A 25,788-nucleotide genomic window follows, 5' to 3' on the forward strand; every position below is an offset into this window, starting at 1 on the left:
GAGGACGCCATGACCGCCACCGACACCGTGCGCCCGCACCAGCCGATGGGCTCGCGCGAGCTCGCCGCCGTGCGGGCCGACTTCCCGCTGCTCGGGCGCACGGTGCGGGGCGGCAAGCCGCTGGTCTACCTCGACTCGGCTGCGACCTCGCAGAAGCCGAACGTCGTGCTCGAGGCCGAGGTCGACTTCTACGAGCAGCGCAACGCCGCCGTGCACCGCGGGGCCCACCATCTCGCCGAGGAGGCCACCGAGGCCTTCGAGGACGCGCGGGCCGCCGTCGCGTCGTTCGTGGGCGCCGACGTCGACGAGATCGTGTGGACGTCGGGGGCGACCGCGGCGATCAACCTCGTCACCTACGCGCTGTCGAACGCGACGGCCGGGCGCGGGGGAGATGCGGCCGAGCGGTTCCGGCTCGCCCCGGGCGACGAGATCGTCGTCACCGAGGCGGAGCACCACGCCAACCTCGTGCCGTGGCAGGAGCTGTGCGCCCGCACCGGTGCCACGCTGCGCTGGTTCGGCGTGACCGACGACGGCCGGCTCGACGTCTCGGACGTCGACGCGGTGATCACCGACCGCACCCGGGTCGTGGCCTTCGGGCACGTGTCCAACGTGACCGGCGCGGTGGCGCCGGTGGCCGAGATCGTCGCTGCGGCGCGTCGCGTCGGGGCGCTCACCGTGCTGGACGCGTGCCAGTCGGTGCCGCACCTGCCGGTCGACCTGCACGAGCTGGGCGTCGACCTCGCGGCGTTCAGCGCCCACAAGATGCTCGGCCCCACGGGCGTCGGCGCGCTCTACGGCCGGCGCGAGCTGCTCGAGGCGATGCCGCCGGTGACCACCGGCGGGTCGATGGTCGAGGTCGTGACGATGACCGACACGACGTACATGCCTCCGCCCCAGCGCTTCGAGGCCGGCACCCAGATGGTGGCCCAGGCCGTCGGCATGGGCGTGGCCGCGCAGTGGCTCGACGAGCTCGGCATGGACCGGGTCGCGGCGCACGAGCGCGAGCTCGCGGCCGAGCTGCTGCGGATCACCGAGATCCCGGGTGTCCGCGTCCTCGGTCCGACGGACCCGACGGACCGGATCGCCGTGGTGTCCTTCGTCGTGGACGGCGTGCACGCCCACGACGTCAACCAGGTGCTGGACGACCAGGGCATCGCCATCCGGGTGGGGCACCACTGCGCGCAGCCCCTGCACCGCCGCTTCGGCCTGGCCGCCACGGCGCGTGCCTCGGCCTCGGTGTACACAGGTGTCGAGGATATCGTCGCGTTCCGCGAGGCCCTCGCGGGGGTCCGCGCGTTCTTCGGTGAGGAGTGAGGAAGCCGGCATGAGCTCGCTGCAGAACCTGTACCAGCAGGTCATCCTGGACCACGCCAAGCATCCGCACGGACACGGCCTGGTCGACGTCCCCAGCGGTCATCTGGCGGGGGAGTCCCACCAGGTCAACACCACCTGCGGGGACGAGGTCACCCTGCGCGTGGACGTGCGGAGCACCGACGACGGCGCCACGCTCGAGCGCGTGTCCTGGGAGGGACAGGGCTGCTCGATCTCGCAGGCGTCGGCCTCAGTGATGACCGAGCTGGTCACCGGCCAGGACCTGAGGGAGGTCGAGCGGCTGGACGCCGCCTTCCACGCCCTGATGGGCTCGCGGGGCAAGGGGCTCGACGACGAGGAGGTGCTGGACGCCCTGGGCGACGGCACGGCCTTCACCGGCGTCTCGCAGTACCCCGCCCGCATCAAGTGCGCGCTGCTCGGCTGGGCAGCGTTGAAGGACTCGCTGGCGCGCAGCGGCGCGCTGGCCGACCGACCCGGAGGATCGGATGACTGACAACCCGACCGACACCGCCCCCGAGCAGGCGCCGGCGGCGCCGGGCGCGACCACCGCGGCCGACGTCGAGGAGGCGCTGCGCGACGTCATCGACCCCGAGCTCGGCATCAACGTCGTCGACCTCGGCCTCGTCTACGGCGTCGAGGTGGACCAGAACAACCACGCCACCATCGACATGACGCTCACGTCCGCGGCCTGCCCGCTGACCGACGTCATCGAGGACCAGTCCGCCCAGGCACTGGAGGGCATCGTCACCGGGCACCGGATCAACTGGGTCTGGATGCCGCCGTGGGGCCCGGAGAAGATCACGGACGACGGTCGCGAGCAGCTGCGCATGCTCGGCTTCAACGTCTGAGAGCCGTCCGACGACGCGGGCCGGGTGCACCGATCGGGTGCACCCGGCCCGCGTCGTTCCCGGGGGCGGGCGCCCCGGTCAGTCCCGGTCGCGAAGCGTGGCGGCCGGCTCGGGACGGTGCACGCCCCGCGGACGGTAGCCCAGCGCGTCGGAGACGCCGGCCAGGTCGGCCAGGAGCCACACGATGGCCAGCCACATCTCCGTGCCCTGCAGACCCGGCCGTGCCTGCGGCAGCGACGCCGTCGAGGCGTCCGACGCCCGGAAGGCGAAGCCCTGGTCCGGCTCCCAGCGGCCGAGCGCCTGGCCCAGGAGCGTCCGGGCGACGTCGACGACCTCGTCCGACCGGTGGCCCGTGGCGCGCGTGAGCCACAGCGGGTGGGCCACGTCGAGGACGTTGCAGGCGTTCTGCCGTCCGGGATGGAAGTAACGCGCGTCGCGCACGTGCGCCAGGACGGTGTCGACGACGCGCTCCGGGTACGGGACGGGCACGCCGTGCTGGGCGAAGGTGCCGCGCGTGGTGCGGTAGTAGCCGTTCACCGTCAGCAGCAGGTCGCCGTCCGGGCCGGGCCGGCCCCACATGCCGGTCCGCGGGTCGGCCTGTGACAGCAGTCGGCCGAGCAGGGCCTCGGTGGCGCCCGGCGGCGTGTCGACGCCGAGCTCCCGGTTGCGGTGCAGCGCCGTGCCGAGCACGTCGACCCAGTGACCCGTCGCCCAGGGGTCGGCGAGCCGGTCCTGCTCCCGCAGCCCGTGCAGGACGTCCTCCAGCGACGCGTCGGACACGACGGCGACCGGGTGCGCGAAGCGCGAGCCGAGCAGCTCCAGGGCGTACCCGACGCTGAGCACGTGGTAGGCGGCCTCCGGGTCGAACAGGCCGGTCCCGGGGCGGCGCGGGACGCCGTCGGGACCCAGCTCGCCCACCATCCCGGTGCCGGCGTCCTGCCACGACCGCAGGCGGTCCACCTGTTCGGTGGCGGGGAGCTGCGGGGGTGGCCCGTCGAGCAGGAGGTCGGCCACCTCGACGGCGTCGCACTGCGCGCGGACCGTCGCCGAGACGCCCGGAGCGTCGAGGAAGAGTCCCGTCGCGGGGTCCCAGCACCGGTCCAGCACCGCACGGGCCTGCGCGCGGGCGGCGTCCGCGAACCGCGCCACGGCGGCCGCGAGGTCGTCGCGCGGCGCGGCCTCCGGCGTGGGCGGTGCCGTGCGCCACTTGAGGACGCGCGCGGGGTTCCCCCCGACGACGGCGCCCGGCGGGACGTCCTTGGTCACCACGGCCCCGGCCGCCAGCACGGCCTTGTCGCCGACGCGGACGCCGTCCAGCACCACCACGTGGGAGCCGATCCAGACGTCGTCGCCGATCGTGATGCCCTGCACCCGCAGCGGCTGGCGGTGGATCTCGGTGTCCGGGTCGTCCATCGTGTGGTTGAAGCCGAGCAGGGAGGTGTGTGCACCGATCCGGACGGCGTCGCCGATCCGGACCTCGCCACGCACCACGGTGTACGGGTTGACCGAGCAGTCGCGGCCGGCCCGGACGTCGCCGGAGAGCACGGCGCCGGCGGCGACGTAGGTGCGGTCGCCGAGCTCCAGGACGTCGGTGGTGACCGACGCCAGCGCGGAGACGAAGCAGCGCTCGCCGCACCGGACGCCGCGCCCCGCGAGCTCCGCCTGGAGAGCCTGCTGCCGGTCTCGCTGCGCGGCGTCGGCCTCGGACCAGAACCGCCAGGGCTCGTAGTCCAGGTCGTGGCGGCCGGACGTCGTCGTCGGCTGCGTGGTGGTCGTCGGGCTCATCGCTCTCCCTCGTGCGTGGTGTCGTCGTCCGAGTCTCGGACCGGGCATGCTGGGACGACCAGCAGATCGCCCAGGAACGAACAGACTCGAACAGCGAGTGAACGGGGAACCCATGCCGACCGGCCCGTCCCAGCCCGGTGCGCCGCCCGCCCAGCTCGGCGCGCGGCGCCGGGAGCACGTCCTGCGCCGGTTGCGGACCGACGGCACCGTCCGGGTGAACGACCTCGCCGCCGAGCTCGGTGTGTCGGCCATGACCGTCCGGCGCGACCTCAACGCGCTCGCGACGCGCGGGCTGCTCGACCGCGTCCACGGGGGCGCCACGCTCCCGGACCCCTTCGTCCCGGCGTCCGAGCGGGGGACGCCGGACGGGCGGTCACGCTTCACCGTCGGGCTGGTCGTGCCGCAGCTCGACTACTACTTCCCGCCCCTGGTGGCCGGGGCCCGGGCGGCCGCCGCGGCGGCGGGGGTCCGCCTCGTCATCCGCACGACCGCCTACGACCCGGACGAGGAGCGGCACCAGGTCCGGCGTCTGGCCGAGACGCCGGGCATCGACGGTCTCGTCGTGGCTCCCGACGTCCGCGGTGCCGCCGGGGCCGAGCTGCTCCGCCGGCTGGACCGCCTGCCGCTGCCCGTGGTGCTGGCCGAGCGGCAGCCGCCCGGCCCGATGCCGCTCGCCCGCCTGGAGTGGGTGGCGGCGGACCACGTGGCGGGCGCGGCGACCGCGGTGTGGCACCTGCACGCCCAGGGCCACCGGAGCATCGGGCTGCTCACGCTGGCCGCGTCGACGACGTCGGACCTGCTGCACCACGGGTGGTCCGACGCCCTGCGGTCGCTCGACGTCGATCCCGCGCAGCAGCTCACCGGTCCGACGGACGGGTTCGGGGCGCCCGGCCGGGCCGAGGTCCTGGCCGGCGTCCTCGACGACGTCGTCGCGTCCGGGACGACGGCGGTGGTGGTCCAGGGCGACCCGGCCGCCGTGAACCTCGCCCAGTACTGCGCCGAGGCCGGTGTCGTGGTGCCGGACGACCTGGCGATCGTGGCCTACGACGACCAGGTGGCCGAGCTGGCCGACCCGCCGTTGACCGCCGTCCGCCCGCCGCTGCCGGAGGTGGGGCGCCTGGCCGTGGAGACCGTCGTCGCGCGGCTGGTCGAGGGTGCGGAGCGGTCGGTCCACCGGTCGCTCATCGCGCCCGCGCTGGTGGTGCGGGCGTCCAGCACGGCCGTCGCCCGGTCGTCCGATGCCGTAGAGTCCTGCCCGTGACCTGCACCGATGCGCCGCCGCTCCGGGCGGACGTCGCGACCCGTCGTCCTGCGCCACGGTGACGGCCCACGCCCCCCCGGGTCTCCCGAGCGATCTCGGCCGCCCTCGCCGCCACGACGATCGTGGTCGGCCTGGCCGGGCGCACCGTCCTCCCCGAGGCGGTCGGCGGCCCGCTCGGCGACGCGCTCTCCGCGGTGCTGGTCGTCTGGCTCGTGGTGCTGCTGGCTCCCCGGACGCCCCCGGCGGTCGCGGCCTCGGTGGCGCTCGCGGTCTGCGCGGTGATCGAGGCGTCCCACCTCACCCCGCTCGCCCCCGCGCTCCTCGACCGGTGGCCCACGGCCCGGTTCGTCGTCGGCACGACCTTCGCGGTGCAGGACCTGGCCTGGTACGCGCTGGGGGCGGCCCTGGCCGGGACGCTCGTCGCCGCCGTGACGCCCCGCCGGGGTGGGACCGGCCAGACGCTGCGGCACGCGCCCACCGCCGCCGCGGTGCGGGGCCGCCGTGCCGCCTCGGTGGTCGCCCCGCTGACGGTCCTCGGTCTTCTCGTGGCGGGCGGTCTCGTCCTCGGCCGGATCGTCGAGGCCGAGGCCGTCGAGCTGACCGCCGAGGTCACCACCGCGCAGCGGGAGCTGGGCACGTCCGCGGACAAGGTGGCCGACGACGCCGTCCGGGAGCGGCTCGCCGCGGCCCTCGACAGCGCGGGGTCGGTGCTCGAGGCCACCCCTGTGCTGCACCGGTTGCCGGGCGACGCCCGGGCGGCGGCCGCCGGCCTCGAGGACGCGATCGAGGCCGTGCAGGCGTCCCGTCGGGAGCACGCGACCGACCGGGCGACGACCGCCCGCGAGGAGGCGGCCCCCGTGCGCCGCCGTGCCGAACGCGTGCTGGATGCGGCCGACGCGCTCGCCGAGTCGGGGCAGGACGCCGGTGAGGCGACCCGGGCAGCGGTCCGTGACGCGCTGGGAGCCGTCGACGACACGGTCGCCCTCGCCGACCCGGACCGCCTCGCCCAGATGCCGCTCGCCGACCTCGAGGAGGTCGCCCCCGTGCTCCGGGCGCGTCAGGACGCCGTCGGCACGGCGACCGCGAGGCTGATGTCGGCCCAGGACGACGTCGTCTGCCCGTTCCCCGACCAGGTCTGGTTCCCCGAGGGCGGCCGGATACCCGCCGACGACCTCGCGCCGATCCCGTGGGCACCGCAGCACTCGGTGCGGGCCGACCTCCTCGACGGCCTCGTCGCGCTCGACGAGGCCTACCTCGCGCAGTTCGGGGCGCACCTCGTCGTGAACTCCGCGTACCGGAGCATGGACGAGCAGCGCGAGGTCTACCGTCCCGAGAACCCGAACCCGCTGGCGGCGCCGCCCGGATGCTCGAACCACGGTCTGGGCACCGCCGTCGACCTCAGCGTGGGACCTGAAGGGTTCGACGGCGCGCGGTTCGCGTGGCTGGCGGAGCACGCCGAGCAGTACGGCTGGACCCACCCGGACTGGGCCGGACCGACCGGCCGCCTCCCGGAGCCCTGGCACTGGGAGGCGGTGGCGACCCCGGACGCCTACTGACCGCCGCGGCCCGAGGGGGCGTCAGACCTCGGTGTCCGCCTCGGTCCCGGTGCGGGCGCCCTGCTTGCGCAGGTATCGCCGGTCGTCGTTGGCGAACGAGTAGTAGTAGCCGATGAGCAGCCCGCCGCCGATGAAGTTCCCCGCCAGCACGACGGCGAGGTTGCCGAGCGCGAGTCCGACGTCGATGCCGTCGTGGAGACCGACCATGAGGAACAGCGCGGTGTTCGCCACGGAGTGCTCGAAGCCGACGAACGCGAAGACGAACACGCTCATGATCATCATGAGCGCCTTGGTGCCGTCGTTCTTCACGAAGCCGTTGTAGACGAGCAGCATGCCGAGGTTGATCATGAAGTTGCACAGCACCGCACGGACGAACAGGTCCGACCATCCCGCCAGACCCTCGGTGAGGTAGCCGAGCTTGTGGTCCACGGAGTGCTGCATCTGCTCGCCCACCGCGCCGTCGCCGAGCGTGGAGCCGAGCACGGCCAGCGCGACGGCGAGGCCGCCGAGGATGTTGCCCAGGTAGCACAGGAGCAGGACGTGCAGCCCGCGCCAGGCGGAGATCTTCTTGTAGTACCGACCGACCGACACGATCATCATGTTCGACGTCAGCAGCTCGGACTTGCTGAAGTAGATGAACACGAGCGCGAAGCCGAACACGAGCGCGCCGACCATGCTGCCGAGGCCGGCCAGGTCGCCGTCCCCGATCCCGGCGAACGTCGCGATCACCGTGTAGTAGGTGATGTACATGATCCCGATGAGTGCACCGGCCATCGCGGCACGCATGAGGTAGATGTGTGCCAGCCCGCCGCTCATCGTCGACTTGGTCCGCAGCGCGTCCAGCACCGTGGAGATGAACTGCTTGCCAGGGAAGAGCCTGCCCTGATCATCCATGGTCTTACCTTAGACGTCGCACCGTGACGACGTCGGCCGACCACGGGGTCCGGTGACGTGACATGGGTCGCTGCCGGAGCGGGCGCCGGGCCGTAGACTGGCGCGCGACCCCGCACTCTTTCGAAGGACACCCCTGCCTTGATCACGGCCCACGGCGTCGAGCTGCGCTTCGGCGCGCGCACCCTGCTGCACGAGGCCACGTTCCGCGTGGCCCCGGGCGACCGTGTCGGCCTGGTCGGTCGCAACGGCGCCGGCAAGACCACGCTCACCAAGACCTTGGCGGGCGAGACGCTGCCGGCGGGCGGGACGATCACGCGCGGGAACGAGATCGGCTACCTGCCGCAGGACCCGCGCACCGGTGACCTCGACGTCGTGGCGATGGACCGGGTGCTCAGCGCCCGCGGCCTCGACGTCATCGTGACGAGGATGCGCCAGGCCGAGAAGGAGATGGCCAGCGAGGACCCGCAGGTCCAGGCCGCGGCGCTGGAGCGGTACCCGAAGCTGGAGACGCGCTTCCTCGCGGCGGGCGGGTACTCGGCCGAGTCCGAGGCGCACCGCATCACGAGCAACCTGGCGCTCGACGACCGGATCCTCGCTCAGCCGCTGCACACGCTCTCCGGCGGCCAGCGCCGCCGCGTCGAGCTGGCGAGGATCCTGTTCTCCGGGGTGGACACGTTGCTGCTCGACGAGCCCACCAACCACCTCGACGCCGACTCCATCGTGTGGCTGCGCGAGTACCTGCGGTCCTACTCCGGGGGGTTCATCGTGATCTCCCACGACGTCGAGCTGCTGCGCGCCTGCGTGAACAAGGTCTTCCACCTCGACGCCAACCGCGGCGAGCTCGACCAGTACAACCTGGGCTGGGACAAGTACCTGGAGCAGCGCGAGCAGGACGAGCGCCGTCGTCGGCGCGAACGCGCCAACGCCGAGAAGAAGGCCGAGACGCTCATCGCCCAGGCGAACAAGATGCGCGCCAAGGCGACCAAGGCGACCGCCGCGCAGAACATGCTCAAGCGGGCCGAGCGGATGCTCGCCGGCACCGAGGGCGAGCGGCAGACGGACAAGGTGGCCGCGCTGCGGTTCCCGAAGCCGTCGCCCTGCGGCAAGACGCCACTGATGGCACGGGAGCTGTCCAAGAGCTACGGCTCGCTGGAGGTCTTCACGGGCGTCGACCTGGCGATCGACCGGGGGTCACGGGTCGTCATCCTCGGGCTCAACGGTGCGGGCAAGACGACGATGCTGCGGATGCTCGCCGGTGTGGAGACACCGGACACGGGCGAGATCCTGCCGGGCCACGGGCTGAAGATGGGCTACTACGCCCAGGAGCACGACATGCTCGACATGGACGCCACCGTCGTGGAGAACCTGCGGCACGCCGCCCCCGACCTGACCGACACCCAGGTGCGCACCACGCTGGGGTCGTTCCTGTTCAGCGGCGACGACGCCGACAAGCCGGCGCACGTCCTCTCCGGCGGGGAGAAGACCCGCCTGGCGCTGGCCACGCTGGTCGTCTCGAGCGCGAACGTGCTGCTGCTCGACGAGCCGACGAACAACCTGGACCCGGCCTCGCGCCGGGAGATCCTCGGGGCGCTGAACACCTACGAGGGTGCCGTCATCATGGTCACCCACGACGACGGCGCGGTCGACGCGCTGAACCCGGAGCGGGTGCTCCTGCTGCCGGACGGCGACGAGGACCTGTGGTCGGACGACTACGCCGAGCTCGTCTCCCTGGCGTGACGCCGGTCGCGAGATCGACCCGTCCGTCCCGGGACCGACGCACCGTCCGTCGGTCTCAGTCCGGGTACGTCGATCTCGCGGGGGCCTGGTGGGCGGCGTCCAGGACGGCGTCCTCGTAGTCCTCGTCGACGTGCCGACGGCGCGGTCGCCGCGGTCGTGAGGTGCCCTCGGGGTCGTCGGCGGCCAGCAGCTCGCCGGCCGTGACCGTGGCCGCCCGGGTCTCGCGGCGCCACAGCAGCACGTAGCCGCCGACGGCCCCGAGCGCGAAGATCGCCCACTGGAACGTGTAGCTCAGGTGCGATCCGGGGTCGGTGTCGGGGCGGGGGAGCGCCACGGGCGTCTCGGCCGCCGCCGGGTCCTCGCTGCGCATCTGGCCGTAGGCCCCGACCGTCGCCGCCGCCGTCGTCGCCGCGCCGTCGGCGGCACCCTGGGCCAGCACCTGCTCGGTGTTGATCCGCACGACCGTGCCCGACGGCGCGCCCCGGTCGGACGCCGGCTCGTCGGCCCGCAGCGTCATGGTCACGGTCACCTCGCCGTCGGGCGGGTCGGGCACGAACGCCGGCTCGCCGGCGTCGGCGCCGAGCGGGACGAACCCCCGGTCGACGACGAGGACGACCTCCTCGCCCCCGAGCTCCGTGCGCAGCGGCACCAGGAGGTGGAAGCCGGGCGTGCCGCCGACGGGGCGGTTGCGCAGCAGCACCGTGCCGGCGGGGTCGTACTCGCCGGTGACGACGGCGGGGCGCCACACGTCCCGCGGCGCCAGCTCCTCGTCCGGTCCGCCCACGAACGTCGCCAGGGGCTCCGGGTCAGCGGTGTAGTTGGCCTCGACGAGGTCGATCTGCGCCTGCCGGTCGGTGTAGCGGTGCCACTGCCACAGGGCCGCCAGGACGCACAGGGCGGCAAGCAGCACGGCGGCCAGACCGAGCGTGACCCACTGCCGGCGGGTCCGCCTCACGCACGCTCCAGCTCGTCGACGCCGACGGTCTGCTTCCAGAAGCCTCGGGCGCCGAGGAACCGCTCGAGGTGGTCACGGTGGTCGGAGCAGGCGAGCCACACCTTGCGCCGCTCCGGCGTGTGCAGCTTGGGGTTGTTCCACAGCAGGCCCCAGCGCGCCTCGTCACGGCACCCCTTGGCCGAGCAGACCAGGGCGTCGTCGGCGACGGGGTCGGCCCCCAGGCCGAGCACGTCCATCAGTGGTCCTTCCGGTCGGAGTCGTCGGTGTCGTCGGTGTGCTCCACGATGCGCACGTCGTCCGGTGGCGCCGCGGGCGTCGTCGGCAGCTCGCGCGGCATCTCCGGCGGCAGCGACTCGACGTCGCGCGCGCTGCGGTCGCGGCCCGCGTTGGCGAACAGCACGGCCGTGTACGGCAGGATGACGGCGCCGGCGATGCAGGCCCACAGCAGCCAGCCGTCGACGAGCAGCACCGCCGTCAGGATGAGGACCACGCGCAGGCCCATCTGGATGAGGTACGCCCGCATGCGTCGGTGCTGGTCGTCCGACAGGTTCGTCGGGACGGCCGTGATCGAGTGCACCTCGGACGGGCTGGACGTACTCACCTCGTCAGTCTACGGCGGCTCGGCGATGGTCCGGTCTTTGGAGGTTTCCCACAACGCGGACGCGCGACATGTGCCACGGCGTCAGCGCGGCGCACCACGTCCGACCAGGTACCGTCGCAGCGGCGTACGTCGTACGTCCGGGCCCGGCCCGTCGTCGAGAGGAGCATCCCGTGGCAGAGCAGGCAGCAACCGGTGGCCGCACCGTGGTCGTGACCGGGGCCGCGCGCGGCATCGGGCGGGCGATCGCGGAGCGTTTCGTCGCCGCCGGCGACACCGTCGCGACGATCTACCGCGGGGGAGACCTGCCCGAGGGGGTGCACGGGTTCGTCGCCGACGTCACCGACAGTGCGGCCGTCGACGCGGCGTTCACCGAACTCGAGCAGCAGCTCGGCGCACCGACGGTGCTCGTGGCCAACGCCGGCGTCACCCGCGACCAGCTCCTGATGCGGATGAGCGACGAGGAGTTCGACCAGGTCGTCGACGTCAACCTCACCGGGACGTTCCGCTGCGTGCGGCGCGCCTCGAAGGGCATGATCCGCGCCCGGTCCGGCCGCATCGTCCTCATCGGCTCCGTCGTCGGGCTCTACGGCGGCCCGGGCCAGGTCAACTACTCCTCGACCAAGGCCGCCCTGGTGGGCATGGCCCGGTCGATCACGCGCGAGCTCGGCGGGCGCGGGATCACCGCGAACGTCGTCGCGCCCGGCTTCGTGGAGACCGACATGACTGCCGCGCTGCCCGAGGACACCCAGAAGAAGTACAAGTCCTCGATCCCCGCCGGGCGGTTCGCCGACCCGGCCGAGGTGGCCGGCGTGGTCGAGTTCCTCGCCTCCGACGCCGCCGCCTACGTCTCCGGCGCCGTCGTGCCCGTCGACGGCGGGCTCGGCATGGGGCACTGACTGTCCCTCGGGCCCCGACTCCCAGTACGCTCCGGAAAGAACTTCACCGAAAGGTCACCATGGCTCTGCTCGACGGCAAGAAGCTGCTCATCACGGGCGTCCTCACGGACAGCTCCATCGCCTTCCACGCCGCACGCCTCGCCCAGGAAGAGGGCGCCGAGGTCGTCCTGACGTCCTTCGGGCGCCAGATGAAGCTCACGCAGGCCTTCGCCAAGCGCCTGCCCGTCACCGCCCCCGTCGTCGAGCTGGACGTCACCAGCGCCGAGGACCTCGGGGCGCTCGCGGAGCGCGTCGGGGAGCACACCGACCGCATCGACGGCGTCGTGCACTCGATCGGTTTCGCCCCCCAGAGCGTCATGGGCGGCAACTTCCTCACCGCCGAGTGGGACGACGTCGCCACCGCGATGCAGATCTCGACGTTCTCCTACAAGTCGCTCATCACGGCGGCGCAGCCGCTGATGACCGACGGCGGCTCCTACGTGGGCCTGACCTTCGACGCCCAGTTCGCCTGGCCGGTCTACGACTGGATGGGCGTGGCCAAGGCCGGCCTGGAGTCCGCGAACCGCTACGTCGCCCGCGACCTGGGCCCCGAGGGCATCCGCGCGAACCTCGTGTCCGCCGGACCGATCCGCACCACCGCCGCGAAGTCCATCCCGGGCTTCGAGACGATGGAGGACGCCTGGCCGCAGCGCGCCCCGCTCGGCTGGGACCAGACGACCGCCGAGCCGGCCGCCCGCGCCGTCGTCGCGCTGCTGTCCGACTGGTTCCCGGCCACGACCGGCGAGATCGTGCACGTCGACGGTGGCCTGCACGCGATGGGGCAGTGATCCCGAGCCGATGAACGTGTCGTCGACGCACTCGCCGGACGTCCCGCGTCAGGGGCGCCGTCTCGTGCTGCTGCGGCACGCCAAGGCCGAACCGGCCCGCGACCCGCTCCCGGACGCCGACCGGCCGCTCGCGCTCAAGGGGCGCAAGCAGGCCGGTCGGGTCGGGATGGCGCTCACGGCGGCCCACCTCGTCCCCGACCTCGCGCTCGTCTCGTCGTCGCTGCGCACCCGCCAGACCTGGGACCTGGCCGCCGCGCACCTCGCGGGCCGCGACGCGATCACCGTGGACGTGCGCGACGAGCTGTACGCGGCCAGCATCCGCGACGTGCTCGAGCTCGTGCGCGGGGCCGGCAGCGACGCGACGACGGTGCTCGTCGTCGGTCACGAGCCCACGATGGCGGCCACGGCCGCCTACCTGGCCGACCGGGACTCCGACGACGCCGCGCTCGCGCAGGTGCGCGTCGGCGTGCCGACGGCGACCTACTCGGTGCTGCACGCCGAGGACCTGCCCTGGTCGCAGTGGGGCAAGAAGTCCGCGACCCTGCTGCGGGTCGGCCGGCCGTCCTGAGCCGGTCCGGGCCCCGTGGCGCCGCGTCGGGCGGCCCCGCGCCGCGTCAGGAGGGCCGGGCGTCCGCGACGGGCCGACGCCCGGCGTCGACCTCGTCCACGATCTCCAGCACCGCGTCCAGCCGGGGACCGTCGAGGCAGTAGGGCGCCTGCTCCCGCACGGCCGGCTTGGCCGCGAAGGCGACCCCAATGCCCGCGGCACCGATCATGTCCAGGTCGTTGGCGCCGTCGCCCACGGCCACGGTGTCGGCCATCGACAGGCCCAGGTCGGCGGCCCACTCGCGCAGCGTCGACTCCTTCAGGGCGCGGTCCACGACCGGGCCCGTCGTGCGGCCCGTCAGCACGCCGTCGACCGCCTCGAGCCGGTTGGCGCGCCACCGGGTGATGCCCAGCGAGTCCGCCAGCGGCTCGAGGATCTCGGCGAACCCGCCCGAGACGAGCCCGAACTCCCATCCGCGCCGCTGCACCTCGGCGACCAGCTCCGCGGCGCCCGGCGTGAGCACGACGGCGTCGCGGACGGCGGCCAGGGCGCTCACGGGGACACCGGCCAGGGTGGCCACGCGCTCGCGCAGCGAGTCGGCGAAGTCGAGCTCGCCGCGCATCGCGCGCTCGGTGACCTCGGCGACCTGCTCGCGGGTGCCGGCGTGCTCGGCGATGAGCTCGATGACCTCCTGCGTCAGGAACGTCGAGTCGACGTCGGTGACGACCAGGCGGCGGTGCGGTGCGTCGGACGGGTCGGGCAGGGGCGTGTCGGGGGCGCGGTCAGGCAACGTGGGAACCCTTCGGGACGACGGTGATCCCCGAGTCGGTGACGGTGAACCCGCGGGCGCGGTCCTCCTCGTGGTCGACGCCGATCCGTGCCCGCTCGTCCACCACCACGTTCTTGTCGAGGATGGCGCGGTGGACCTGGGCGTGCCGGTGCACCTGGACGCCGTCCATCACGACCGAGTCGGTCAGCGTCGCCCAGGAGTGCAGGTGCACGCCCGGGGACAGGATGGACCCTGCGACCGTCGCGCCGGAGACGAGGACACCAGGTGAGACGATCGAGTCGGCCGCGTGGCCGAGCCGGCCCGGGCCGGCGTGCACGAACTTCGCCGGCGGCAGCCCCGTGTACCCCGTGTACAGCGGCCAGTCCTCGTTGTAGAGGTTGAAGACCGGCTGGACGGCGATGAGGTCCTTGTTGGCGTCGAAGTAGGCGTCGATGGTCCCGACGTCGCGCCAGTAGTAGCGGTCGCGGTCCGTCGCGCCGGGCACCTCGTTGCGGATCATGTCGTACACGCCGGCCGTCCCCTCGTCGACGAACGCGGGGATGATGTCGCCCCCCATGTCGTGACGGGAGTCCGGGTTGGCCGCGTCCTTGGTCACGGCCTCGACCAGGGCGTCGGTGTCGAAGACGTAGTTGCCCATCGAGGCGAGCACCTCGGTGGGGGAGTCGGGCAGGCCGACGGGGTTGACGGGCTTCTCGAGGAACTCGCGGATGCGCGTGGGGTCCTGCGGGTCGACGTCGATGACGCCGAACTGGTCCGCCAGGGCGATGGGCTGGCGGATCGCGGACACGGTGGCCCGGGCGCCGGACTCGATGTGCGCGTCGACCATCTGCGAGAAGTCCATGCGGTACACGTGGTCGGCGCCCACGACGACGACGATGTCGGGGCGTTCGTCCTCGATGATGTTGAGGGACTGGTGGATGGCGTCGGCCGAGCCGAGGTACCAGTGCTTGCCGACCCGCTGCTGGGCGGGCACCGAGGAGACGTAGTTGCCCAGCAGGGCCGACATGCGCCACGTCTTGGAGATGTGCCGGTCCAGCGAGTGCGACTTGTACTGCGTCAGCACGATGACGTGCAGGTAGTGGGAGTTGATGATGTTCGACAGGGCGAAGTCGACGAGCCGGTAGATCCCCCCGAACGGCACGGCGGGTTTCGCCCGCTGTGCCGTCAACGGCATCAGTCGCTTGCCCTCGCCGCCGGCGAGGACGATGGCCAGGACCCGGGGGTGTGACGATGCCATGGGTCGACCCTAGGACCTCGCGGGCGCGCATGCCGCACGACGCGGCGGGCGACGATATGTTGAGGGTGTGAGCACCCGACCCGTCATCGACCTGCTGACCCGCGAGTACCCGCCGCACGTCTACGGCGGAGCCGGGGTGCACGTGGCCGAGCTCTCCCGCGTCCTGCGCGCCCACGCCGACGTGCGCGTACGCTGCTTCGACGGTCCGCGCCCCGACGCCGAGGACGTGACCGGCTACGACGTGCCCGGCACGCTCACCGGCGCCAACGCCTCCCTGCGCACGCTCGGGGTGGACCTGGCGATGGCCGAGGACGTCGCCGGTGCCGACGTCGTGCACTCCCACACCTGGTACGCGAACATGGCGGGCCACCTGGGCGGCCTGCTGCACGACGTCCCGCACGTGGTGACCGCGCACTCCCTGGAGCCGCTGCGGCCCTGGAAGGCCGAGCAGCTCGGCGGCGGGTACGCGGTCTCGAGCTGGGCCGAGCGCACCGCCTACCTCGGGGCCGCGGGGATCGTCGCCGTCTCGGCCGGCATGCGCGCCGACATCCTGCGCTGCTACCCCGAGCTCGACCCGGACCGCGTCCACGTCGTGCACAACGGGATCGACCTGGACGGCTGGGTCCGTCCGCACGAGGACTCCGTGGCCCGCGTCGCCGCGGAGCGCGGCATCGACACCGACCGGCCGGCCGTGGTGTTCGTCGGGCGCATCACCCGCCAGAAGGGGCTGCCGCACTTCCTGCGGGCGGCCGCCCAGCTGCCGCCCGAGGTGCAGGTGATCCTCTGCGCGGGCGCCCCGGACACCGACGAGATCATGGCCGAGGTGCGCGGGCTGGTCGACGACCTGCGCGCGGCCCGCGGCGGCGGGGCCGAGGCCGGCGTGGTGTGGATCGAGGAGATGCTGCCCCGTCCTGAGCTGTGCGCCGTGCTGGCCGCCTCGACGGTGTTCGTGTGCCCCTCGGTCTACGAGCCGCTGGGCATCGTCAACCTCGAGGCGATGGCGGTCGGGCTGCCCGTGGTGGGCTCCGCGACCGGAGGTATCCCCGAGGTCGTCGACGACGGCGTGACGGGCACGCTGGTCCCGATCGAGCAGTCCGACGACGGCACCGGGACGCCGCTCGACCCCGACCGTTTCGAGGCCGACCTGGCCGCCGCGCTGACGGACCTGGCCGGGGACCCCGTCCGGGCGGCCGCCTGGGGCGCGGCGGGCCGTCGTCGTGCGGAGGAGCACTTCGCGTGGTCCGCCATCGCCGAGCGCACGATGGACGTGTACCGCGGCGTGCTCGGCGCGTGAGCCGGCAGGGCCGCCGACGGCGGCAGGGGCTGTGGGACGACGTGCGGGTCCGTGGGCTGAGCCCCGAGGAGCAGGTCCGTCCGGCGGCGTTCCTGCGCGCGGGCACGGTGGACGCGGCGACGCTGCTGGTGCTGCGCGCGCTGCGCCGGGCGGTGTGGCCCCTGGTGGTGATCGGCCTCGCGGTGGCGTGGGTGAGCGGTGACCTCACGAACGGGGCGATGAGCTGGCTGACCGACCCGACCCAGCTGGCCGACCCGGCGGCGCTGATCGGTCTGATCCTGTCCCCGCTGGTCGTCTTCGCGGCGGGAGTGGCGCTGCGGATCATCGTCAACCTGACAGCGCTCGCGGTCGCCGCACCGCTGGCGCAGGGAGCCTGGGTGGCCGGGACGGAGGCCGTCTCCCGGGGGCGGCGGCTGATCGACCTGGCCTACCTCTCGGCGGGCTACCGGTCGGTGCGCTGGTCCTACGCGGTCCAGCGCGAGGCGGTCGCCCGGTGCGGGATGCTGGGGCGACAGCTCGCGTTCGTCGAGACGCTGGGGCGCATCGCGCTGCCCGTGTCGATCGTCGTCTTCGTCTGGATCGTCTACGACAGCGTGTCGACGGGCACCGCGGGCTGAGCGCCCGTCGGGCGGCTACCGCACCGCGGCGTAGGTCGCCGCGCCCAGCGCCCGCCGGGCCGTGCGGTCGACCTCGCGCAGCGCGGTGGAGCGCTGGTCGGCCTGCCAGAGGTTCACCGCGCCGCCGTCGTCCGCGGTGGCCAGGTCGACGATCTGCAGCAGGCGCCAGGCGAGCTGGAGCACGCGGGCACGCCGCCCCTCGAGCTCGGGGACGGGCCAGCCGGCCGTCGTCGAGGAGCGCAGCCGCTCGATGGCGTCGGCCGCGTCGTCGCGCCAGCGCGCCACGTCGAGGGAGTCCAGGGCGTCGGTGGCGACGATCAGGCTGCTGCGCAGCTCGCGCTCGGCGTCGGCGAGCGAGCCCACGGTGCCGGCCACCAGGGTCGACCACGGGGGCACGGCGATGATCTCCCAGGACACCAGGTGACCCGGTTCGAGCGCGCTGCCGAAGGCGGTCACGTGCGGCACCGCGGCCCAGGACCCCTCGGCGGTCGAGACGAGCACGCACTCGCCGGCCTCGACGGCGTCGTGGGCGGCGGGTGCGGGCACCCCGGACGGGTCGCCCGGGGCGGGCAGCAGGGCGCACACCTCGCGCGGACCCGTCGAGAACGCGGCGACGAGGTCGGCCAGGGTGCCGGACGTGTCCGCGGACCCGGGCAGCCCGACGACGGTGTGCGGCTCGTCGTCGTCGGTCACCGACCGCACGGCCACGCCGTGCGAGGCGCCGACGGCCTGGAGCCACAGCGCCAGGACGACGCTGCGGGGCAGGAGGTTGCTCGCTTCCACCCCATGCACGATAGACGGCGGCGCCCGCCGTGACACGTCGCGGTCGGCGGTCCGACGGCGAGGCAGGCTCCGGTAGGGTCGGGCACCATGAGCGCGGTACTCGACCTGCAGGGCGTCACCGTCCGACGCGGCACCTCGACCATCGTCGACACCATCGACTGGACCGTCTCCGAGGGGGAGCGGTGGATCGTGCTCGGGCCCAACGGCGCCGGCAAGACCACCCTGCTGCAGATCCTCGCCGCCCGGTCGCACCCGACCGCGGGCACTGCGACGCTGCTGGGAGAGCAGCTCGGGAAGACCGACGTGTTCGAGCTGCGTCCGCGGATCGGGTTCTCCTCGGCGGCTCTGGCCGACAAGATCCCGGCGGGGGAGACGGTGCGCGACGTCGTCCTGACGGCGGCGTACGGCGTCACCGGTCGCTGGCGCGAGGAGTACGAGGAGCTCGACGAGAAGCAGGCGCAGGACCTGCTCGCCGCCTTCGACGTCGGCGACCTGATCGACCGCCACTACGGCACCCTGTCCGAGGGGGAGCGCAAGCGGGTCCAGATCGCCCGCGCGCTGATGACCGACCCCGAGGTGCTGCTGCTCGACGAGCCCGCCGCCGGCCTGGACCTGGCCGGTCGCGAGGAGCTCGTCGGGGCGCTGGCCGAGCTGGCCGGGGACCCGGCCTCGCCGGTCCTGGTCGTGGTCACCCACCACGTGGAGGAGATCCCCCCGGGGTTCACCCACCTGCTGCTGCTCGGCGACGGCCACGTGCAGGCGTCCGGACCCATCGAGGAGGTCCTCACCGCCGAGAACCTGTCGAAGGCGTTCGGCATGGACCTGCTGGTCGCGCACGGGGGCGGGCGCTGGCTGGCGCGCGCCGCACGCCCCGCCGGCCGCTGAGGCGACCGCCGGCGACACACCCGGTGACCCCCTGCACGTCGCGGCCTCGGCTTTGGTAAATTCGGAGCAAAGCAGACGGCGAGGTCGGAGGCGTGATGGACGGCTGGTTGTGGTGGATCGCCGGGGCGTTCGTCCTGGCGATCGTCGAGATGATCTCCCTCGACCTGGTGTTCATCATGCTCGCGGGCGGCGCGGTCGCCGGTGGCCTCACGGCGGCGGGAGGTGGACCCGTGTGGCTCCAGATCATCGTGGCGTGCGTCGTGGCGGTGCTGCTCCTGGCGGTGCTGCGTCCCTGGCTGCTGCAGAACCTGCGCCAGCGCACCGACCTGGTCGAGACCAACGCCGCGGCCCAGGTCGGACGGCTCGCGATCGTGCTCGCCGAGGTCACCGAGACCGGCGGCCGGGTCAAGCTCTCCGGTGAGGTGTGGTCGGCCCGCCTGCCCGACGACGGCGTCCCCGACAGCAGCGACCGGATCCCCGAGGGCGTGGAGGTCCGGGTCGTCGCCATCGACGGCGCGACCGCGGTCGTGACACCCGCGTCCTCCCCGAGCTCACCGACCACCGACGACGGCGGTCGGCTCGTCTGATCCTCCCCGCACCACCCACAACGGAAAGAGTGCTTCGTGGAACTCGCCACCATCATCGGCTGGGTCGTCCTGCTCGCGTTCGTGATCTTCGTGATCACGGCGCTGTTCAAGATGGTCCGCGTCGTGCCCCAGGCCACCGCGCTGATCATCGAGCGCCTCGGCCGCTACCAGAAGACCTTCGACCCCGGCCTGCACTGGCTGGTGCCGTTCATCGACAAGGTGCGGGCCGGCGTCGACCTGCGCGAGCAGGTCGTCTCGTTCCCGCCGCAGCCGGTGATCACCTCGGACAACCTCGTGGTCGAGATCGACACCGTCATCTACTTCCAGGTCACCGAGCCCAAGTCCGCGGTCTACGAGATCTCGAACTACATCACCGGTATCGAGCAGCTCACCGTCACCACGCTGCGCAACGTCGTCGGGTCCATGGACCTCGAGCAGACGCTGACCAGCCGTGACCAGATCAACGGCCAGCTCCGCGGGGTCCTCGACGAGGCGACGGGCCGCTGGGGCGTCCGCGTCAACCGTGTCGAGCTGAAGTCCATCGAGCCGCCGGCCTCCGTGCAGGGCGCGATGGAGCAGCAGATGCGCGCCGAGCGCGACCGCCGCGCCGCCATCCTCACCGCCGAGGGTGTCAAGCAGTCGCAGATCCTCACGGCCGAGGGTGAGAAGCAGTCCCAGATCCTGCGGGCCGAGGGTGACGCGCAGTCGGCGATCCTGCAGGCCGAGGGTGAGGCGCGGGCCATCCTCCAGGTCTTCGAGGCGATCCACCAGGGCAACCCCGACCCGAAGCTGCTGGCCTACCAGTACCTGCAGATGCTCCCCGAGATCGCCAACGGCAGCTCGTCCAAGCTGTGGGTCGTGCCGACCGAGTTCACCGCCGCCCTGGGCTCCATCGCCAAGGGCTTCGGCGGGACGCCGGGCACCCCGGGCATCCCCACCGAGCCCGGCGACGACGAGGACGACGGCGGCGCCGGAGCGGCGCTGTCCTCCGCGCTGGGGCAGTCGGGGCTGCAGGACCCGGGCGAGGCGCTCGCCGAGGCGCGCCGCCAGGCCGAGGCGGCCACGGCCGACGCCACGAGCTCCGGCACCCGTTCCGGGTCGCCGTTCGACCCGTCGGTCGAGCGCGGGCAGCGTCCCGCCGGCGAGCAGCCGCCGACGGCGCCCCCGTCGCCGCGGCCGCGGACGGTCGGCGACGACGAGCCGCCGGCCCCGCCCCAGCAGTGACCTGACGGCGCCGACCTCGCCGTGGTCCCGCCCGAGCCCCGTCGTCCTGCGGTGGACGGCGGGGCTCGCGCCGTCCACGCTGAGGGAGCACCGCCGACCCGGACCCAGGAGTCCTGATGCTCGTCACGCTCGTCCGGCGCTACCTGCGCCCCTACCTCGGTGCCGTCGTCGTGCTGCTGGTGCTGCAGCTCGCGCAGACCCTGGCGACGCTGTACCTGCCGTCGCTCAACGCCGACATCGTCGACCAGGGCGTCGTCCAGGGGGACACCGGCTACATCCTCGAGGTCGGGGGAGTGATGCTCCTCGTCTCGCTGGGACAGGTGGTCTGCGCGATCGGGGCGATCGGCCTCGGGGCGCGGGCGGCGACGGCGTTCGGCCGTGACCTGCGGCGCGACCTGTTCGACGCGGTCCAGGGTTTCTCGGCCCGCGAGCTCGGGCAGTTCGGGGCGCCGTCGCTGATCACCCGGACGACCAACGACGTCCAGCAGGTCATGATGATGGTGCTGATGACCTTCACCATCATGGTCGTGGCGCCGATCATGATGGTCGGCGGCGTCGTCATGGCGCTGCGCGAGGACGGCAGCCTGTCGCTGCTCCTGCTCGTCGTGGTCCCGGTGCTCGGCGGTGTGCTCGGCGTGCTGCTGTGGCGGATGGTGCCCTACTTCCGGGCGATGCAGACGCGCATCGACGCGATCAACGGCGTCCTGCGCGAGCAGATCACCGGCCTGCGCGTGGTGCGGGCCTTCGTGCGTGAGCGTGCCGAGGCGGAACGTTTCGCCGCGGCGAACACGCGGCTGTACGACGTCTCGCTCGGCGCCGGCAAGCTGATGGCGCTGGCCTTCCCGGTGGTCATGCTCATCATGAACCTGTCGCAGGTGGCGGTGCTCTGGTTCGGCGCCGGAGAGGTCGCCGACGGGTCGCTGCAGGTCGGGTCCCTCATCGCCTTCCTCAGCTACATCATGTTCATCCTCATGGCGGTGATGATGTCGACGATGATGGTGATGATGGTGCCGCGGGCCTCCGTCGCCGCGGGCCGCATCGGCGAGGTGCTGGCCACCGAGACCTCCGTCGTCGAGCCCGCCGCACCGGTCGGTCTCGCGCAGCTGTCCGACGGCGCCGGGCCGCGGGGGCGCGTCGCGTTCGAGGGGGTGCGGTTCGGCTACCCGGGGGCCGACGACCCGGTGCTGCAGGACGTCGACCTCGTCGCGGAGCCGGGACGGACCACCGCGATCATCGGCTCGACCGGGTCCGGCAAGACGACGCTGCTGAACCTCGTGCCCCGGCTGTACGACGTCACCGCCGGGCGGGTCACGATCGACGGCGTCGACGTGCGGGACCTGTCCACGGCCGACCTGGGGTCCGTGCTGGGGCTCGTGCCGCAGCAGGCCTACCTGTTCTCCGGGACGATCGCCGACAACCTGCGGTACGGCAAGGCCGACGCCACCGAGGCGGAGATGTGGGACGCGCTCGAGGTGGCCCAGGCCCGCGGCTTCGTCGAGGCCCTGCCCGACGGCCTGGAGGCGTCGGTGGCCCAGGGCGGCACGACGTTCTCCGGCGGTCAGCGCCAGCGCCTGGCGATCGCCCGGGCCGTGATCCGCCGTCCGCTCGTCTACCTCTTCGACGACTCGTTCTCCGCCCTGGACTACGCGACCGACGCCCGGCTCCGGGCCGCGCTGCGCCCGCGCACCGCCCGCGCGACGGTGCTCGTCGTCGCCCAGCGGGTCGCCACCATCCGCGACGCCGACCAGATCCTGGTGCTCGACCACGGCCGGGTCGTCGGGCGGGGCACCCACGCCGAGCTGCTCGCCGAGAACGCCACGTACGCCGAGATCGTCACCTCCCAGATGTCGAGGGAGGAGGCGGCATGAGCCAGCAGACCTCCCACCGGCCGCCGCCCGGACCCCCGGCCGGCGGCCACGGGCCGCGCGCCGCGGCGGGCGTGCCCACCGCCAAGCCGCTGGACTTCGGCGGGTCGCTGCGGCGGTTCGCCGGCGTCATGCGCCCCGAACGGGTGCGGGTGGCCGTGCTGCTCGCGTGCGGGACGGTCTCGGTCGTGCTCACGGTGCTGGGCCCCAAGATCCTCGGCGACGCGACGGACGTCATCTTCACCGGGGTGGTCGGCCGGCTCCTCGGCAGCACGATGCCGCCGGGCACCACCACCGCGGAGGCGGTCGCGGCGCTCCGGGCCGCCGGCGACGAGAACCAGGCCGACATGATCGCGGCGATGAGCGGCGTCGTGCCGGGCGAGGGGATCGACGTCGAGCGGCTCGCGCAGATCCTCGCCACGGTCGTCGCGGTCTACGTCGGGGCGTTCGTGTTCGGCTGGTGGCAGTCGCGCCTGATGACGGTGGCGGTGCAGAACACGGTGCGCCGGCTGCGCGACGACGTCGAGGCGAAGCTGCACCGCATCCCGCTGAGCTATGTCGACCGGCAGGCCAAGGGCGACATCCTCTCCCGGGTCACCAACGACATCGACAACGTCGCCCAGACGACCACGCAGACGCTGGCCCAGCTCGTCACCGCGCTGCTGACCGTCGTGGGCGTGCTGTCGATGATGTTCTGGATCTCGTGGGTGCTGGCCCTGGTCGCCCTCGTCACGGTGCCGCTGTCGATCCTGCTGACCATGGCGATCGCCAAGCGGTCGCAGCCGCAGTTCATCGAGCAGTGGGCCGCCACCGGGCGGCTCAACGCGCACGTCGAGGAGATGTTCACCGGCCACGCCCTGGTCAAGGTGTACGGCCGTCAGGCCGACGCGGCCGCGACCTTCGCCCGGGAGAACGAGGCCGTCCACGACGCCACCCGGCGCTCGCAGTTCATCTCGGGCACGATCCAGCCGACCATGGGCTTCCTCGCGAACCTCAACTACGTGCTGGTGGCCGTCATCGGTGGGCTGCGGGTCGCCTCCGGCCAGCTCTCCATCGGCGACGTGCAGGCCTTCATCCAGTACTCGCGCCAGTTCACCCAGCCGCTGAGCCAGATCGCCTCGATGATGAACCTGCTGCAGTCGGGCGTCGCCTCGGCCGAGCGCGTCTTCACGCTGCTCGACGCCCCCGAGCAGGATCCCGACCCGGTCCCGGCCCGCGACCCGGAGCGCGTGCGCGGCCGGGTCGAGTTCGACGACGTGTCGTTCTCCTACACCCCCGACGAGGAGCTCATCGAGCACCTCGACCTGGTGGCCGAGCCCGGCCAGACGATCGCGATCGTCGGGCCGACCGGTGCCGGCAAGACCACGCTGGTCAACCTGCTCATGCGGTTCTACGAGATCGACGGGGGCCGGATCCTGCTCGACGGCGTCGACACCCGCGCGATGACGCGCGACGGGCTGCGGTCCCGCGTCGGGATGGTGCTGCAGGACGCCTGGCTGTTCGGCGGCACCATCGCCGAGAACATCCGCTACGGGGTGCGCGACGGACGCGAGGTGTCGGAGGAGGAGTTCCTGGCGGCCGCCCGGGCCACCTCCGTCGACCCGTTCGTGCGGACGCTGCCCGACGGGTACGACACCGTCCTCGACGACGGCGGCGCGTCGCTCTCCGCCGGCGAGAAGCAGCTGCTGACGATCGCGCGGGCGTTCCTCGCCGACCCCGACATCCTCGTCCTGGACGAGGCGACGAGCTCGGTGGACACCCGGACCGAGGTGCTGGTGCAGGAGGCGATGAACGCGCTGCGGTCGGGGCGGACCTCGTTCGTCATCGCCCACCGGCTCTCCACGATCCGTGAGGCCGACCTCATCGTGGTGATGGAGCACGGGCGGATCGTCGAGCAGGGCGACCACGACGGGCTGCTCGCTGCCGACGGTGCCTACGCCCGGCTCTACGCGAGCCAGTTCGCCGCGCCGATGACCGAGGACCCGGCCGGGTCCGGTGCGTGAGCACCGCACGGCGTGCCACAGTGGTGCGCGTGACCGCACCCGACACCCGGCCGGCCGCCGAGCCGGCATCCGCGGCTCGCCCGGATCCCGGCGCCCGGCCGCGGCGCAGCGTCCTCGTCGGCGTGCTGCTCGCCGTGGCCCTGCCGCTCGCCGTGCTCTCGGTCGGCGCCCTCGTACCGCAGGTGCCCTGGCTCGGGCACACCGGCGTCGCCGTCTCGCCCTGGGCGGTCTGGCTCGTGGCGGCCGGCATCGTCGTGCTCGTCCTCGGCACCGTCGCGCTGCTGCGCCGGCCGTCCGTGCCACGTGTGATCGCGCTCGTCGCCGGGGCCACGACGGCCGTCTGCTCCTTCACCGTCGTCACCCAGCAGCTGCTCGTCGCCCAGGACCACGGCGTCGCCGTGCGGATCGGTGAGCTGTTCACCCTCGTCCGGGGCGACGTCTCGGCCGACCTCGACGCCGAGTACGCGCAGCTCGACGGGGAGCCGCAGGAGCTGTCCGTCTGGCTGCCCCGCACGGGACAGGACGGGGCGCCGGCACCCGTCGTGGTCCTCGTGCACGGCGGCGGGTGGACCTCCGAGGACCGGCTGCAGCCGACCACTGCCTCGCACGCCGCCTGGTTCGCCGATCAGGGTTTTCTGGCGATCAGCGTCGACTACCCCCTGTCGGACGACGAGGACCACCGGTGGGACGTCGTGGAGCCGCAGGTCGCCTGCGCCCTGGTCTGGGCGGGTGAGCACGCCGCCGAGCACGGGGGCGACCCGGCCGAGGTCCACCTCGTCGGCGACTCCGCCGGCGGGAACGTCGCCCTCGACGTGGCCTACCGCGCCGAGGCCGGGGAGCTGGAGCCCGCCTGCTCCGGCGAGCTGCCGCGCGTCGCCGCGGTGAGCACGCTGTACCCCGTGGCGGACCCGGTCGCGTTCCACGACAACGACGACCCGGTCGTCGGGGACGCCGCCCGGTCGATGGCCGAGCGGTACACCGGTGGAGCCCCCGGCGAGGTGCCCGAGCGCTACGCCGCCGTGTGGCCGGCCGAGCACGTCCGGGACGGGGCGCCCCCGACGCTGATGGTGCTCGGTGCCGCGGACCACCTCGTCCCGCCGGCCGGCGCGCAGGACCTGGCGGGCGTGCTGGCCCGCCACGACGTGGAGCACGAGCTCGTCGAGCTGCCGGCGGCGGGGCACGTGTTCGACGCCGCACCCGGGGGTGTGGGGACCCAGACCTGGCGCGAGCTGACGCTGCGGTGGTTCTCCGGGGGCTGACCCCC

The 25,788-nt window shown here is 73.3% G+C and carries 25 protein-coding genes; 17 read left to right on the forward strand and 8 right to left on the reverse strand.

The window, feature by feature from the left end; genetic code table 11:
* Positions 1–9 precede the first annotated feature (9 nt).
* Genes PO879_RS07150 through PO879_RS07160 form a run of 3 tightly spaced genes read left to right on the forward strand, consistent with a single transcriptional unit; the run spans position 10 to position 2,180 of the window.
* Positions 10–1,314 (forward strand): cysteine desulfurase, encoded by a 1,305-nt coding sequence (locus tag PO879_RS07150; RefSeq protein WP_278237220.1) that lies wholly within the window; start codon positions 10–12, stop codon positions 1,312–1,314.
* A 10-nt stretch (positions 1,315–1,324) separates the two neighbouring features.
* On the forward strand, positions 1,325–1,825 hold the full coding sequence (sufU, locus tag PO879_RS07155; RefSeq protein ID WP_278237221.1) for a Fe-S cluster assembly sulfur transfer protein SufU: 501 nt from the start codon (positions 1,325–1,327) through the stop codon (positions 1,823–1,825).
* Positions 1,818–2,180 (forward strand): metal-sulfur cluster assembly factor, encoded by a 363-nt coding sequence (locus PO879_RS07160; protein ID WP_278237222.1) that lies wholly within the window; start codon positions 1,818–1,820, stop codon positions 2,178–2,180. Before sufU ends, PO879_RS07160 begins: the two co-directional genes overlap by 8 nt.
* A 78-nt stretch (positions 2,181–2,258) precedes the next feature.
* On the opposite strand, the gene PO879_RS07165 is transcribed toward PO879_RS07160, so the two are convergent.
* Complete coding sequence (locus PO879_RS07165; protein WP_278237223.1) at positions 2,259–3,965, reverse strand: acyltransferase; 1,707 nt, start codon at positions 3,963–3,965, stop codon at positions 2,259–2,261.
* 112 nt (positions 3,966–4,077) lie between these two features.
* Here PO879_RS07165 and PO879_RS07170 point away from each other — a divergent pair, with 112 nt between their 5' ends.
* Together PO879_RS07170 and PO879_RS07175 are read left to right on the forward strand one after the other, a co-directional pair.
* Positions 4,078–5,226: a LacI family DNA-binding transcriptional regulator gene (locus PO879_RS07170; protein ID WP_278237224.1), complete on the forward strand. Its 1,149-nt coding sequence runs from the start codon at positions 4,078–4,080 to the stop codon at positions 5,224–5,226.
* A 122-nt stretch (positions 5,227–5,348) separates the two neighbouring features.
* Entirely contained in the window at positions 5,349–6,782 is a 1,434-nt protein-coding gene (locus tag PO879_RS07175; protein ID WP_278237225.1) for a DUF2809 domain-containing protein, read from the forward strand.
* A 21-nt stretch (positions 6,783–6,803) separates the two neighbouring features.
* Here the strand turns inward: PO879_RS07175 and PO879_RS07180 are convergent, their stop codons facing one another.
* Positions 6,804–7,676: a formate/nitrite transporter family protein gene (locus PO879_RS07180; RefSeq protein WP_278237226.1), complete on the reverse strand. Its 873-nt coding sequence runs from the start codon at positions 7,674–7,676 to the stop codon at positions 6,804–6,806.
* A 138-nt stretch (positions 7,677–7,814) separates the two neighbouring features.
* Here PO879_RS07180 and PO879_RS07185 point away from each other — a divergent pair, with 138 nt between their 5' ends.
* Positions 7,815–9,413, forward strand: a complete 1,599-nt coding sequence (locus PO879_RS07185) for an ABC-F family ATP-binding cassette domain-containing protein (RefSeq protein ID WP_278237227.1) — start codon at positions 7,815–7,817, stop codon at positions 9,411–9,413.
* Between the two features lie 55 nt (positions 9,414–9,468).
* Here the strand turns inward: PO879_RS07185 and PO879_RS07190 are convergent, their stop codons facing one another.
* From PO879_RS07190 to PO879_RS07200, 3 genes are read right to left on the reverse strand one after another with little or no spacing between them, the layout of a single operon-like run.
* Positions 9,469–10,368 carry an SURF1 family protein gene (locus tag PO879_RS07190; RefSeq protein WP_278237228.1) on the reverse strand — a complete coding sequence of 300 codons (900 nt, stop codon included), beginning with the start codon at positions 10,366–10,368 and terminating at the stop codon, positions 9,469–9,471.
* Positions 10,365–10,604 (reverse strand): hypothetical protein, encoded by a 240-nt coding sequence (locus tag PO879_RS07195; protein ID WP_278237229.1) that lies wholly within the window; start codon positions 10,602–10,604, stop codon positions 10,365–10,367. The genes PO879_RS07190 and PO879_RS07195 overlap by 4 nt, the downstream gene beginning before the upstream one ends.
* Positions 10,604–10,969, reverse strand: a complete 366-nt coding sequence (locus tag PO879_RS07200) for a DUF3099 domain-containing protein (protein WP_278237230.1) — start codon at positions 10,967–10,969, stop codon at positions 10,604–10,606. The genes PO879_RS07195 and PO879_RS07200 overlap by 1 nt, the downstream gene beginning before the upstream one ends.
* 170 nt (positions 10,970–11,139) lie before the next feature.
* Between PO879_RS07200 and fabG the strand changes: the two genes are divergently transcribed.
* From fabG to PO879_RS07215, 3 genes are read left to right on the forward strand one after another with little or no spacing between them, the layout of a single operon-like run.
* Positions 11,140–11,865, forward strand: coding sequence for a 3-oxoacyl-ACP reductase FabG (gene fabG / locus PO879_RS07205; protein WP_278237231.1), 726 nt, complete (start codon positions 11,140–11,142; stop codon positions 11,863–11,865).
* Positions 11,866–11,924: 59 nt separating this feature from the next.
* Positions 11,925–12,692: an enoyl-ACP reductase FabI gene (gene fabI, locus PO879_RS07210; RefSeq protein WP_278237232.1), complete on the forward strand. Its 768-nt coding sequence runs from the start codon at positions 11,925–11,927 to the stop codon at positions 12,690–12,692.
* A gap of 10 nt (positions 12,693–12,702) precedes the next feature.
* Positions 12,703–13,260 (forward strand): histidine phosphatase family protein, encoded by a 558-nt coding sequence (locus PO879_RS07215; protein WP_278237233.1) that lies wholly within the window; start codon positions 12,703–12,705, stop codon positions 13,258–13,260.
* Positions 13,261–13,306: 46 nt separating this feature from the next.
* Here PO879_RS07215 and serB read toward each other — a convergent pair whose 3' ends face one another.
* Positions 13,307–14,029, reverse strand: coding sequence for a phosphoserine phosphatase SerB (gene serB / locus PO879_RS07220; protein WP_278237234.1), 723 nt, complete (start codon positions 14,027–14,029; stop codon positions 13,307–13,309).
* Positions 14,022–15,266: a glucose-1-phosphate adenylyltransferase gene (gene glgC, locus PO879_RS07225; protein ID WP_278237235.1), complete on the reverse strand. Its 1,245-nt coding sequence runs from the start codon at positions 15,264–15,266 to the stop codon at positions 14,022–14,024. Before glgC ends, serB begins: the two co-directional genes overlap by 8 nt.
* A 67-nt stretch (positions 15,267–15,333) precedes the next feature.
* Here glgC and glgA point away from each other — a divergent pair, with 67 nt between their 5' ends.
* Both glgA and PO879_RS07235 read left to right on the forward strand, forming a co-directional pair.
* Positions 15,334–16,560 (forward strand): glycogen synthase, encoded by a 1,227-nt coding sequence (glgA, locus tag PO879_RS07230; protein WP_278237236.1) that lies wholly within the window; start codon positions 15,334–15,336, stop codon positions 16,558–16,560.
* Complete coding sequence (locus tag PO879_RS07235) at positions 16,557–17,177, forward strand: hypothetical protein (protein WP_278237237.1); 621 nt, start codon at positions 16,557–16,559, stop codon at positions 17,175–17,177. The genes glgA and PO879_RS07235 overlap by 4 nt, the downstream gene beginning before the upstream one ends.
* 15 nt (positions 17,178–17,192) lie before the next feature.
* Here PO879_RS07235 and PO879_RS07240 read toward each other — a convergent pair whose 3' ends face one another.
* Positions 17,193–17,960 carry a hypothetical protein gene (locus PO879_RS07240; protein WP_278237238.1) on the reverse strand — a complete coding sequence of 256 codons (768 nt, stop codon included), beginning with the start codon at positions 17,958–17,960 and terminating at the stop codon, positions 17,193–17,195.
* An 87-nt stretch (positions 17,961–18,047) separates the two neighbouring features.
* On the opposite strand from PO879_RS07240, the gene PO879_RS07245 reads away from it, so the two are divergent.
* The 6 genes from PO879_RS07245 (at position 18,048) to PO879_RS07270 (ending at position 25,783) form a co-directional block, all read left to right on the forward strand.
* Positions 18,048–18,845 (forward strand): ABC transporter ATP-binding protein, encoded by a 798-nt coding sequence (locus PO879_RS07245; RefSeq protein ID WP_278237239.1) that lies wholly within the window; start codon positions 18,048–18,050, stop codon positions 18,843–18,845.
* 95 nt (positions 18,846–18,940) lie between these two features.
* A complete protein-coding gene (locus tag PO879_RS07250; protein ID WP_278237240.1) occupies positions 18,941–19,432 on the forward strand; it encodes an NfeD family protein in 492 nt (163 codons plus the stop codon).
* A gap of 36 nt (positions 19,433–19,468) precedes the next feature.
* On the forward strand, positions 19,469–20,656 hold the full coding sequence (locus PO879_RS07255; protein ID WP_278237241.1) for an SPFH domain-containing protein: 1,188 nt from the start codon (positions 19,469–19,471) through the stop codon (positions 20,654–20,656).
* Positions 20,657–20,772: 116 nt separating this feature from the next.
* On the forward strand, positions 20,773–22,524 hold the full coding sequence (locus tag PO879_RS07260) for an ABC transporter ATP-binding protein (RefSeq protein ID WP_278237242.1): 1,752 nt from the start codon (positions 20,773–20,775) through the stop codon (positions 22,522–22,524).
* Positions 22,521–24,524, forward strand: a complete 2,004-nt coding sequence (locus PO879_RS07265) for an ABC transporter ATP-binding protein (protein WP_278237243.1) — start codon at positions 22,521–22,523, stop codon at positions 24,522–24,524. The genes PO879_RS07260 and PO879_RS07265 overlap by 4 nt, the downstream gene beginning before the upstream one ends.
* 29 nt (positions 24,525–24,553) lie before the next feature.
* Positions 24,554–25,783: an alpha/beta hydrolase gene (locus tag PO879_RS07270; protein ID WP_278237244.1), complete on the forward strand. Its 1,230-nt coding sequence runs from the start codon at positions 24,554–24,556 to the stop codon at positions 25,781–25,783.
* Positions 25,784–25,788 lie beyond the last annotated feature (5 nt).

The organism is Isoptericola sp. AK164, from assembly GCF_029643425.1.
GTDB classification, from domain to species: Bacteria; Actinomycetota; Actinomycetes; order Actinomycetales; family Cellulomonadaceae; genus Isoptericola; species Isoptericola haloaureus.